Source organism: Roseibium alexandrii DFL-11, from assembly GCF_000158095.2.
In the GTDB taxonomy this organism is placed as follows: Bacteria; Pseudomonadota; Alphaproteobacteria; order Rhizobiales; family Stappiaceae; genus Roseibium; species Roseibium alexandrii.
Genome location: NZ_CM011002.1, coordinates 3,745,676 through 3,757,702, shown reverse-complemented (window position 1 = coordinate 3,757,702; position 12,027 = coordinate 3,745,676). Strand labels below are relative to the sequence as shown.

Sequence of the window (12,027 nt, the reverse complement as noted above, 5' to 3'; positions counted from 1 at the left end):
AGGGGCCCATGCTTGATTGGTTTGAAGCAAACTTTGTTGGTTTTTATTGCTCTGAAGGTGGTTGGGTGTAACGCACTCAAGTAGCCCGAAGGGCGGTAGTGCCAGCAAACATGATCTTTTTAAGGGTGCGCGAGCACCTTGAAAAAGATGAACATTGATAATGAGAGTGATCAAGTGTCTTAAGGGCGTTCGGTGGATGCCTTGGCGACAAGAGGCGATGAAAGACGTGATACGCTGCGATAAGCTATGGGGAGCTGCGAATAAGCTTTGATCCATGGATTTCTGAATGGGGCAACCCACTCCGTATGGAGTACCCGCAAGGGAGCAAACCCGGGGAACTGAAACATCTAAGTACCCGGAGGAAAGGACATCAACCGAGACTCCGCTAGTAGTGGCGAGCGAACGCGGACCAGGCCAGTGGCTATAGAGTAAGAACCGGAACCGTCTGGAAAGTCGGGCCTCAGCGGGTGATAGCCCCGTACGGGTAGAAATCTTTATAGTCCTCGAGTAGGGCGGAACACGTGAAATTCTGTCTGAACATGGGGGGACCACCCTCCAAGCCTAAGTACTCCTTGTCGACCGATAGCGAACAAGTACCGTGAGGGAAAGGTGAAAAGCACCCCGACGAGGGGAGTGAAACAGATCCTGAAACCGGACGCCTACAAACAGTTGGAGGGCTTCGTGCCTGACAGCGTACCTTTTGTATAATGGGTCAGCGACTTAATTTAACGAGCAAGCTTAAGCCGGTAGGTGTAGGCGTAGCGAAAGCGAGTCTGAATAGGGCGTTTTAGTTCGTTGGATTAGACCCGAAACCGAGTGATCTAGCCATGGCCAGGTTGAAGGTGCGGTAACACGCACTGGAGGACCGAACCCACGCCTGTTGAAAAAGTCGGGGATGAGCTGTGGCTAGGGGTGAAAGGCCAATCAAACTCGGAAATAGCTGGTTCTCCGCGAAATCTATTTAGGTAGAGCGTCGGATGAATACTCTCGGGGGTAGAGCACTGGATGGGCTATGGGGGCTTACCGCCTTACTGATCCTAACCAAACTCCGAATACCGAGAAGTACTATCCGGCAGACACACAGTGGGTGCTAACGTCCATTGTGGAGAGGGAAACAACCCTGACCGCCAGTTAAGGTCCCTAAGTTATGGCTAAGTGGGAAAGGATGTAGAACTCCCAAAACAACCAGGATGTTGGCTTAGAAGCAGCCATCATTTAAAGAAAGCGTAACAGCTCACTGGTCTAAATAAGGGGTTCCGCGCCGAAAATGTACCGGGGCTCAAGCCATACACCGAAACTGCGGGTGCACACTTTGTGTGCGCGGTAGCGGAGCGTTCTGTAAGTCTGCGAAGGGGGACCCGTGAGGGCTCCTGGAGATATCAGAAGTGCGAATGCTGACATGAGTAACGATAAAGGGAGTGAGAGACTCCCTCGCCGAAAGTCCAAGGGTTCCTGCTCAACGCTAATCGGAGCAGGGTTAGTCGGCCCCTAAGGCGAGGCCGAAAGGCGTAGTCGATGGGAAACAGGTTAATATTCCTGTACTTGGTGGTAGTGACGGATGCCGTGTGTTGTACTTGCTTATTGGATTGCAGGTGCAGCGAAGGTGTTCCAGGAAATAGCTCCACCGTATAAACCGTACCCGAAACCGACACAGGTGGACTGGTAGAGAATACCAAGGCGCTTGAGAGAACTATGCTGAAGGAACTCGGCAAAATGCTCCCGTAAGTTCGCGAGAAGGGAGACCTGTGCTTGGGCAACCAGGTATAGGTGGCACAGAAATGGGGGTGGCGACTGTTTATCAAAAACACAGGGCTCTGCGAAGTCGCAAGACGACGTATAGGGTCTGACGCCTGCCCGGTGCTGGAAGGTTAAGAGGAGGTGTGCAAGCACCGAATTGAAGCCCCAGTAAACGGCGGCCGTAACTATAACGGTCCTAAGGTAGCGAAATTCCTTGTCGGGTAAGTTCCGACCTGCACGAATGGCGTAACGACTTCCCCGCTGTCTCCAGCATAGACTCAGTGAAATTGAATTCCCCGTGAAGATGCGGGGTTCCTGCGGTCAGACGGAAAGACCCCGTGCACCTTTACTACAGCTTCACACTGGTATTCGTAATGACATGTGTAGGATAGGTGGTAGACGTTGAAGCATTTGCGCCAGCAGATGTGGAGTCACCCTTGAAATACCACCCTTGTCCTTATGGATATCTAACCGCGGCGCAACAACGTCCGGGACCGTGTGTGGCGGGTAGTTTGACTGGGGCGGTCGCCTCCCAAATGGTAACGGAGGCGCGCGAAGGTGGGCTCAGAGCGGTCGGAAATCGCTCGTTGAGTGCAATGGCATAAGCCTGCCTGACTGCGAGACTGACAAGTCGAGCAGAGACGAAAGTCGGCCATAGTGATCCGGTGGTCCCTCGTGGAAGGGCCATCGCTCAACGGATAAAAGGTACGCCGGGGATAACAGGCTGATGATGCCCAAGAGTCCATATCGACGGCATTGTTTGGCACCTCGATGTCGACTCATCACATCCTGGGGCTGGAGCAGGTCCCAAGGGTTTGGCTGTTCGCCAATTAAAGTGGTACGTGAGTTGGGTTCAGAACGTCGCGAGACAGTTCGGTCCCTATCTGCCGTGGGTGTAGGAGAATTGAGAGGATCTGTCCCTAGTACGAGAGGACCGGGATGGACGTACCTCTGGTGGACCTGTTGTGGCGCCAGCCGCATTGCAGGGTAGCTATGTACGGACGGGATAACCGCTGAAAGCATCTAAGCGGGAAACCCACCTCAAAACCAGTTCTCCCTGAAGAGCCGTGGAAGACCACCACGTCGATAGGAAGCGTGTGGAAGTGCAGCAATGCATGAAGCTTAGCTTTACTAATAGCTCGTTCGGCTTGATCCTCTCATTAGTCAATGTTCATCTTATCTTGCGCTACCGGCCTTCGGCCTACTTGAGCGCGAGTTTTAAAAGCGCCCTTGGCGCCTTGTAAAAGATCATTTTAGTGTGCTACCGGCCTTCGGCCTACTTGAGCACGTTTGAAATCATCTAAAAAAAACAAAACAGACCAGTTTTACATCCAAATTGCCCTTCGCCGGCCTGGTGGCTCTAGCGGGGAGCCCCCACCCGATCCCATCCCGAACTCGGCCGTGAAACTCCCCAGCGCTAATGGTACTGCATCTTAAGGTGTGGGAGAGTAGGTCGCTGCCAGGCCTGCAAAGCGCAATTTGGAAAGCTCTTCATTCAAAGTGTGCTACCGCCCTTCGGGCACCTTGAGCACATCTCTTCAACGATAGCCTCCACCTTAACGCGGGATGGAGCAGCCCGGTAGCTCGTCAGGCTCATAACCTGAAGGTCGCAGGTTCAAATCCTGCTCCCGCAACCAAATCTCAAAAAAATCAAAGCCTCGCACATGCGGGGCTATTTTTGTTTTCCTAATGCGCTCGGATCTCCTGGCAGAGGACACAGCTAGCGCTGCGGATCTCCCATTCCAAAACTAATACTAAAAAAACGTCCTAAAGGGCGCCTGTTTGCATATCCGAAGAGCGGATACATCAAAGGGGTCGGACATCAACTGAGTGAAAGCTGCTTTGGTCGCCGGATGACCGCAAAACGCCCTTGACGGGTGCGACATCCGAATAGTCGCGGCCGTAGGCGACTACGATGTGGTCCGAGCCGGCAATGCAGGCGTTCGTCGGGTCGTATTCAATCCACCCGGTCTCAATGCCGCACCATGCACAAACCCAGGCATGCATGGCATCAGCGCCCTCGAGGCGCGGCTGACCTTTTGGGGGCAATGTTCTCAAGAATCCGGACACATATCCGGCAGGGATACCGAGTGATCGCAAGCCTGAAATCATGATATGGGAAAAGTCCTGGCACACACCATGACGTTTTGAATACGCCTCCGCTGGTGGGGTCGACACTTCGGTTGCCTCCGGATCGAAGCGCATTTGTTCGTGTAACGCTTTGCCAATACTTTCCACTATGCTCATGGTGGAAAGCCCCTTACCCGCTTGAGATTTGGCAAATTCCGTTATGGCCGGATCGGCCGGAACCCTTGGCGAGATGCCCGTGTAGTGCGCCGGGGCGACAGCGGTCAGGTTTCGGTTCGCCAAAACCTCCTGTTCAAGCTTTTGGAGATCGGGTGAAAAATCGAGACTGGCAGCAGGTTGAAGCCGTTCAACAGTCGCCTTGAGAGACACTTCGATCTTGTCGATTGGCTCATGAAACACCAGGACAGTCATGACATTGCCAAAGAAGTCCCGGGTATCGTGACGCTCCTGTGGTTTGGGCCCGACAGTGAGTAATCGAGAGGGGACGATTTGTTTGCCTGCGACGTCGGAGGGCAGCAGCCGGACAAGTGTTCGGGCGTGTTCAGATGGCGCACCATAATCATATCCGACAGTCAGGCGAATTTCATAGCGCATCAGTTTCCGCTCCGATCCTAGATCAGATAATTGGTTGTCAAACGGTCCGAGACTTCCGACAGACGTATGCGAACGCGCTCAAGCCGCCGCGCGTTCATTTCTGACGGTGAGGCGACAGACAGCTGGGCTTCAAGTGGCAGCAGGGCCCTGAGGACGGGCGATACGCGACCACTAATCCGTGCATTCGGCAGGTCTTCTGCTATGCGCCGCATGGCTGTGACCTGAAAGAGAATTGCGCGGGGGTTGCTGGCATCGAGAGCAAGGAGATCGGTAACGGTTTCGTTTGTTGGGTCAATACGATACCGGCGCTGATGGGTAATTACGCTGTCAGCATACTCAAGCGCGACATCCGGAAAACCGGGTCCGGCGTCATTTCCGGCAAATGCCATTAACACGCCGGCCGCCCCATCTGCGCGTTCGATGGCCCGGCCGAGGGTCAGGAACCGCCAACCGGAGGTCCGGTGCATGTTTTCGTGCACGAGGCCTTTGAAGCCGGTGATTTTTCTCAAAAGAATGCCAAGCGCTCTTGCCGTGTCGTCTCCACGCGCAAGGTCCGGGGTCAGATCTCTCAAGCTGTTGGTGAGATCGGCGAGTGCTGCCCAACCATCTATGGAAAACCGGTCGCGGACTTTGCCCGCAGATACGCGGGCTGCGCTCAAGGGTGGGTTTAGAGCGGTGATAACGGCCTCATCTGGATCGAGCGATAGCAGCCGGAGCTGTTCTGCGATTTGGACAAGCCGCGGGTCTTGGTCATATCCTGCCTCAGCAAGCCGCAGATGATAGCCCCGCAACAGCCGGATCACGCCTTCGGCTCTTTCTATGTAGCGCCCGAGCCAAAAGAGATTGTCCGCCGCCCGGCTGGGCAAGACGCTTGGCCCTTGACGCCGGAAGTTTTTGGCATCGAAAAGCGTTTCCTGCCGGACAGAGCTGTCTCTCATGACCCAGACGTCTGCGACAGACCCGCCTTGTTGCATGGATAGGGCTGTAGCATCGCCGCCGCGGCCGATCCGGGCATAGCCTCCGGGTAGGAAAACCCACCCTTCGGCCGTGCGGGCAGCAAAGACGCGGATGCTCATGGGGCGGGGGACAAGCCGGTCGCTATCCCAGACCGGTGTGGTCGATAGGGTTACCGCCTCTTGGCCGACAAGCTGACCGGCGCCGGTGTCTATCCAGTTTGAGAGGGCCTCGGGTGTTTGCAGTGCCGGATCTTGTTTTGGACCGTCCGTCCGGCCGATATCGAAGGGTAGGGCCCTGCTGAAAGCTTCCCCAATGAACAAGTCCTCTGCGTTGGCTTTCACATAGTCGCGCTCGGCGGCCTGCCCGCACCACCACGTTGCCAGATTTGGGGTTTTGAGATGTTCACCCAGAACCACATCGGCGATCTGCGGCAGGAATGCCATCAAGGCTCTGGTTTCAAGGATCCCGGAGCCGAGGCTGTTGACCAGGTTCACATTCGACTGGCGAACCGCATCCACAAGCCCCGGAGTGCCAAGGTGCGATGTCTCATCGAGTTCCAGCGGATCCGCGTAGGACGCATCCAGCCGGCGCCACAGAACACTGACCGGTTTGGGGCCGGACACTGTCCGCATTTGAACTGTGCCGTCCTGCACAAGAAGATCTGCGCCTTCCAAAAGTGTTAGCCCGAGATACCGGGCAATGTAAGTGTGCTCGAAATAAGTGTCGTTGCCGGGGCCCGGCGTCAGGATCGCAGTGCGTCCACCCTCAGTCGAAGGCAAGTCATCCATGGCATCACGGAAGGCCCGGAAAAAACCTGCCAACCGCTGCACCTTGGATTGAGGAAACGGTTCGGGAAACACCCGTACAGTCGCCATCCGGTTTTCCAGCGCAAAGCCAGCGCCCGATGGGGCTTGTGTTCTGTCACCCAGCACCAGCCAGGACCCGTCCGGGCTGCGGCCGATTTCAAACGCCAGAAAATGGAGATGGTGGCCTGAGGCCGGTGTTAATCCGACAAGCGGCCGGTGCCATTCCGGGTTTTGTGCGACAAGTTCTGCGGGCAAATGACCATCGCGGACCAGGGTTGCGTCGCCATAAAGATCGGCCACCACCCGCTCCAAGAGCTCAGCGCGTTGCGTCAGCCCTTCACAGATCTCTGCCCATTCTCCTTCGTGCATGATCACCGGAATATGGCTCAGAGGCCAGTCGCGTTCCTGGTGAGGGTCGGTGCTGTATTGGCGGAAAAACACTCCGGCATCCCGCAGGTATTGATCTCCGCGGGCGAAACAGGCCGTGATCTCCGGCTGCGACAGTTGCGAAAGCTGCTCAATGAATGGCCCCCAAACCGGGCGCATCACGCCATTGGGGTCAAGCAGCTCGTCAGCGACACCAGACTGGAGGGCATAATCCCGCAACAAGGGATAAGTTGCCGAAAGGGGCTCTTTTGCGGGCGTGGTCATATCAACCCGCCCTGCCGCCGCAGATCCAGGGTCATCGGAAACTCCGGATGCGGCGCTTCCCATACAGGAGTGTACTGTCCGGATGAATGGCCAAACCCTTCGAACCGGGTCAGCCGGCGGGCTTCCGCTTCGTTGCCATTGACGGGAAATGTGTCGTAGTTCCGGCCGCCCGGATGTGCGACGTGGTAAACGCATCCGCCGACCGGCCGCGAAGACCAGCGATCATAGACGTCAAAGGTCAAGGGGGCGTTGACCGGTAGAACCGGGTGCAGCGCCTCTGCCGGTTGCCAGGCTTTGAAACGGACACCGCCAACATTGGTCCCCGCCGTACCGGTTTCGGTCATCGGTATGGGGCGCTGGTTGCACATGATGGCATACCGGTCCTTGAAGGCGGTCGACATCTGCACTTGAAGGCGCTCCACCGAGCTGTCGGTGTACCGGACCGTTCCGCCAATTGCTCCGGTCTCGCCAAGGACATGCCACGGTTCCAGGGCCTGCCGGATCTCCAGATGAACGTCTTCGACATCGACCGCACCACAGAACGGGAACCGGAACTCGGCTTGGGCTTCATACCAGACCGGATCGAGTTCGAAACCATGGTCTTTCAAATCCGCAAGAACGGAGAGGAAATCCTGCCAGACAAAATGCGGGAGCATGTATCGATCATGAAGAACCGTGCCCCATCGTACCGGCTGGCCCGTCACCGGTGTTGCCCAGCAACGGGCAATGATGGCGCGCAGGAGCAGCTGCTGGGCAAGGTTCATGCGCGGGTGCGGCGGCATTTCAAAACCGCGGAACTCCACCAGTCCCAAACGGCCGGTCGGGCCATCCGGGGAATAGAGCTTGTCGATGCAGATTTCGGCCCGGTGGGTGTTGCCGGTTACATCCGTCATCATGTTCCGGAGCAGGCGGTCAACAAGCCAGGGCGGCGTGTAATGTCCTGTGCCCGGTCCGGCAATCTGGGACAACGCGATTTCCAGCTCGTAAAGGGTATCGTGGCGGGCTTCGTCGATCCGTGGAGCCTGGCTGGTCGGGCCGATAAACAGCCCGGAAAACAGATACGACAATGAAGGGTGCCGCTGCCAAAGCAAAATCAGGGATTTTAGAAGGTCCGGCCGGCGCAAGAACGGACTGTCTTCCAGCGTCGCACCACCAACGACAACATGGTTTCCGCCGCCGGTACCCGTATGCCGGCCGTCGATCATGAATTTGTCCGCTCCGAGGCGGCATTGCCGGGCCTCTTCGTAGATCGCTTCCGTCGTCGCGACGCAATCGTCCCAGCTTGCAGCTGGATGAATGTTGACCTCCAGAACGCCCGGGTCCGGAGCGACCCGGACGACATTGAGCCTTGGGTCATCCGGTGGTCCATATCCTTCAATATGAATCTTGAGGCCGAGCTGTTCTGCACTCAGCTCTGCGGCAGCGAGAAGTTCAAGATACTCCTCCAGGCGTTCGACGGGCGGCATGAAGATACACAGCCGGCCCTCGCGCAGTTCGATCGCAAGCGCGGTCCGGACGGATCCATCTGACGGATCGACCCCTCCTTGTGGGACAACAGTTTGAACATCAGCGGTTTCCCGTTGGGTCTGTACCCGTTGAGAGTGCTCTGCACTCGTCTCCGGCAAAAGCTCAGCTTTTTCTTTTTCCTCTGCGGCGAGCCGGTCAATTTCATCCTGAATGGCACGCTGGCGTTTCTGCTTGAACTCGTCCTGATAGTCCGGCAGGGCGCCCGTTTGCAGGGAAGGGTCCGCCGTATACGTGTAGGGGTAATCGACAGGCCGGATGTATGGCAGGGATCCAAGCGGCAACCGGAAACCGGCAGGGCTGTCACCTGGAACGAGGAACAGGTGACCCCGGCGCGACCGCCAGCGTTCAGACCGCCATTTTGGGCCGGTGCTTTTGCTCTGCCAGCTCTGGACCGGCAGCACATATCCGACCGCGGTTTCAAGGCCACGACCAAATACACGTGCAAACCGGGCCCGCTCCTCGGCATCTTTAAGTTTTGGATTCTGTGGAGAGAGGTTCTCCGGAAGGTTTGCTTCCTTCACGATCCATTCGGCTGGATCTTCAAAGACTGGTTGGACATGTTCCTTCGGCAGGTCGAGATGTTCGGCAATCGCTTCCAGAAGCGCCCCTGCATTAGATGGGTCCTTGACAGGAGTGCTGTCCTCAAGCGCGATCAGGTCCGGGTTTTTCCAGATCTGTGTGCCATCGGCTCGCCAAAAAAGCGAAAATGTCCATCGGGGCAAGGTTTCACCGGGATACCATTTCCCTTGCCCGTAGTGCAGGACCCCACCGGGAGCGAACCGTTCGCGCAGGCGGCGGATCAATTGGTCGGCCAAACCCCGTTTTGCCGGCCCGACCGCGGCTGTGTTCCACTCCTCGCTTTCAAAGTCATCAATGGAGACGAAAGTCGGCTCCCCGCCCATAGTCAGGCGTACGTCTCCAGCTTCCAGTGCCGCATCGACTTGATGGCCGGTTTGAAGAAGCCGGTTCCAGGCGTCGTCGGAGAAGGGCTTTGTGATCCGCGGATGCTCGGACACACGGGCAACACTCATGTCGAAATTGAAATCGGTTTCAGCAAAGGTGGCCGTCCCCGAAATCGGCGCGGCGTTCTTGTAATGGGGTGTTGCTGCCAGCGGAATATGGCTTTCACCGGTTAGAAGGCCCGATGTCGGATCAAGACCGATCCATCCTGCGCCGGGAATATACACCTCCACCCAGGCATGAAGATCTGTGAAATCATGATCCGTGCCGGCGGGGCCGTCCAGTGCCTTCAGATCCGGTTTCAACTGGATCAGATATCCTGAAACAAACCGTGCGGCATATCCCAGATGCCTGAGAACCTGAACAAGCAGCCAGCTTGAATCCCGGCACGATCCGGACCCTTTGGTGAGGGTCTCCTCAGGCGTCTGAACGCCCGATTCGAGACGGATTGTATAGTCGATTTCCTCCGAGACCCTGTGATTGAGGCCAACAAGAAAATCGACCGTGCGGGTTTCGTCCAGACCGATCGACCCGATGAATTTTGCCAGTTTTGGCCCTTCCGCCTCCGGCGTCCTGTAGATGACCAAATCGTCTTTCAGGTCCGCATCGTACTCGAATGGCCAATGCTCGGCGCGATCTTCAACGAAAAAGTCGAACGGATTGTAGACCGTCATGTCCGCAACAAGATCGACTTCGATCTTGAACTCCCGAACCGGTTCCGGGAACACGAAACGGGCGAGCCAGTTGCCGTATGGGTCTTGCTGGTGATTGACGAAATGGCCGCCCGGAGAAACCTTCAGGCTGTGCGAAATCACCCGCGTTCGGCTGTGAGGGGCCGGTCTTAGCCTGACAATCTGCGGCGCAAGTGTTACCGGCCGGTCGTAGGCATAGTGTGTCAGATGATAAAGACTTGCATGAATGGCCATGGAGTACTCGTGTCGCGCGGAAGGTGCACTGCACTATGGCAGAGATAAAATCCTTTGCACAGGGACCGGAGCCATAGCGCTGAATGAGCGCGGCTACTAAGAAGTAGTTACAGGCTCTCGTTTGCAAATCGATAAGTCGACTAAGTCTTTTACAGGGTGTCCAACCAATGGTCAGATAAAGTGAAAAGCGGGAATTGTCTGCAGCGAAGTGGCGCTTCCGGTATTATCGTTGCGTTGTAGTTCAGTCCTTGTCCGGATCAGGAATCCAGCCGACGGCAACACGGTTGTCCGTTTCAAAAGGTGAAGCGACGGCGCGGTCCACGATAAGTTCTTTTAGCTCGAGGGCAGTCAGGCCCGGGTTTTGTTCCAGAAGCCGGGCTGCAAGTGCGGCGAGCCGTGGGACGGCATAGCTGGAGCCGGACGTGACGCCAGCAGCTCCCCGGAAATCGGTCACCGCAATGTTTTCCGCAGGGACCATCAGGTCGACGCTGGTGTTTCCCCAGTTTGATCCCGGCGCCAATCGGCCAAAGCCATCAGCCGAGGTGACCGTCAGAATGTTGTCCAGATCGAGCGCCGCAGGATAGACCGGTTGTGCATCGATATCGCGGCCATTGTTGCCGGCTGATACGATGGCCAAGATGTTCTGGTCTTGGAGTGCTTGAGCGAATTCCGTCCAGTCTTTCTCTGAATTGCTTCCGAGCGGCATCGCAAGGATCCGGATCTCGTGGTCAATTGCACGGGTAACAATATCGGCCATCCGGCTCATATCCGGGCGCGGATAACGGAAAGGCACCAGAGCCGCATTTGCGGCTTCGCGGGCGAATACGGAGGCGACCGCTGTGCCATGGCGGACCGGTAGAAACGCGCCTCTGGACGTATCACCATCGTAAGGCCAGGGGTCCATATCCCAAAAGTCGTATCCAATTGGAATGCCGTCATTGTCCCGCGCCAGCCGATCGCGAAACAGCGGGAGGTCATAGGCAAGTCCGGAATCAACAAAAGCCACCCGTGCGCCGCCGGGATCTTTCCCATCAGGCCACGGGGCCTGAAGAGTCTCTGTCCAGCGAAGGGTTTCCATGTCGCCCTGGAGCTGATCCAACAGGACCCACGGTTCATCTTTGTAACGGATCTTTCGGGCAGACCGGATCACGCAGCTGCCATCTGCAATCGCAAGAACGCTGGGAAGAAGCGCATTGTTCTCGTTCCGATAGTAGGTGGCCCGGTTTTGCCGGGGAGATCCTCCTGCGAGGCGGATTTCAACGGTGAGCTCATCACCACCGGGCAAAACCAGGCGGATGTCCTGCCGCGCCAGCAGGCCGGAGGCTGGTATACTCGTTTCGTTGAGCAGCCAGCTTTGCGGAACTGCGTTTTGAATTGAAAAGCCGGTCAGAGGCGTGTCAGCGCAGACCGACGATATCGCGCGTTCCAAAACCGTCTTCGCGGACTGACTGGACCGTTCTTCCGCTTTGGTCTCAGCACTGCCAAGCAGAAAGCTTGTGAGGATGAAAAGGATCTTTCCGGACCAGCTTGTCTTGGTGATGTAAGAACTCATGCAAGTCTCGTCTGATCACAGGTCCTGCGGATCTTGACCGCCTTTCGGCGTCTATTTGTCCTTGCTGACGCTTCGCCAAGCTACAAAGGCGATGAGAACAAAAACCAGCGACAACAGCAAATGACCAATTTCCGGTCCGGTCAAGCCGAGCATGTTTGTCTCTGTGCCTCCAAGCTTCGTCGGTTTGTCACAATGCTATTTTCAGTACTTCCCGGATTCAGTGTTCGTG

General features: G+C 56.6%; 5 protein-coding genes, 1 tRNA gene and 2 rRNA genes (1 of these 8 running past the window's edge). 4 read left to right on the top strand and 4 right to left on the bottom strand.

All coding sequences use genetic code 11. From position 1 onward, the window contains the following. From SADFL11_RS17200 to SADFL11_RS17185, 4 genes are all read left to right on the top strand, one after another. Positions 1-71: the end of a hypothetical protein gene (locus tag SADFL11_RS17200; RefSeq protein WP_134853068.1), read on the top strand. 175 nt of this gene lie to the left of the window's left edge; 71 of the gene's 246 nt are visible here — the last part of the coding sequence; the start codon falls outside the window, past its left edge; its stop codon occupies positions 69-71. 97 nt (positions 72-168) lie between these two features. Continuing rightward, positions 169-2,893 (top strand): 23S ribosomal RNA (locus SADFL11_RS17195). Between the two features lie 194 nt (positions 2,894-3,087). After that, a 5S ribosomal RNA gene (rrf, locus tag SADFL11_RS17190) occupies positions 3,088-3,202 on the top strand. A gap of 95 nt (positions 3,203-3,297) precedes the next feature. After that, positions 3,298-3,374, top strand: a tRNA-Met gene (locus SADFL11_RS17185). A 169-nt stretch (positions 3,375-3,543) separates the two neighbouring features. Here SADFL11_RS17185 and SADFL11_RS17180 read toward each other — a convergent pair. The 4 genes from SADFL11_RS17180 to SADFL11_RS17165 form a co-directional block, all read right to left on the bottom strand. Further along, the gene (locus tag SADFL11_RS17180; RefSeq protein WP_008196715.1) at positions 3,544-4,419 is read right to left on the bottom strand and encodes a transglutaminase family protein; all 876 of its coding nucleotides are present in this window, start codon (positions 4,417-4,419) and stop codon (positions 3,544-3,546) included. 17 nt (positions 4,420-4,436) lie between these two features. After that, positions 4,437-6,833 (bottom strand): circularly permuted type 2 ATP-grasp protein, encoded by a 2,397-nt coding sequence (locus tag SADFL11_RS17175; protein WP_008189445.1) that lies wholly within the window; start codon positions 6,831-6,833, stop codon positions 4,437-4,439. Then, entirely contained in the window at positions 6,830-10,246 is a 3,417-nt protein-coding gene (locus tag SADFL11_RS17170; RefSeq protein WP_040451214.1) for a transglutaminase family protein, read from the bottom strand. The genes SADFL11_RS17175 and SADFL11_RS17170 overlap by 4 nt, the downstream gene beginning before the upstream one ends. A 241-nt stretch (positions 10,247-10,487) precedes the next feature. Beyond that, positions 10,488-11,798, bottom strand: coding sequence for a S8 family serine peptidase (locus tag SADFL11_RS17165; RefSeq protein ID WP_008189652.1), 1,311 nt, complete (start codon positions 11,796-11,798; stop codon positions 10,488-10,490). Between the last annotated feature and the right edge of the window lie 229 nt (positions 11,799-12,027).

Bases quoted from the DNA above. Each gene is read 5' to 3' on its own strand.
- SADFL11_RS17170 (WP_040451214.1), bottom strand. From the start codon at position 10,246: ATGGCCATTCATGCAAGTCTTTATCATCTGACACACTATGCCTACGAC.
- SADFL11_RS17165 (WP_008189652.1), bottom strand. From the start codon at position 11,798: ATGAGTTCTTACATCACCAAGACAAGCTGGTCCGGAAAGATCCTTTTC.
- SADFL11_RS17175 (WP_008189445.1), bottom strand. From the start codon at position 6,833: ATGACCACGCCCGCAAAAGAGCCCCTTTCGGCAACTTATCCCTTGTTG.
- SADFL11_RS17180 (WP_008196715.1), bottom strand. From the start codon at position 4,419: ATGCGCTATGAAATTCGCCTGACTGTCGGATATGATTATGGTGCGCCA.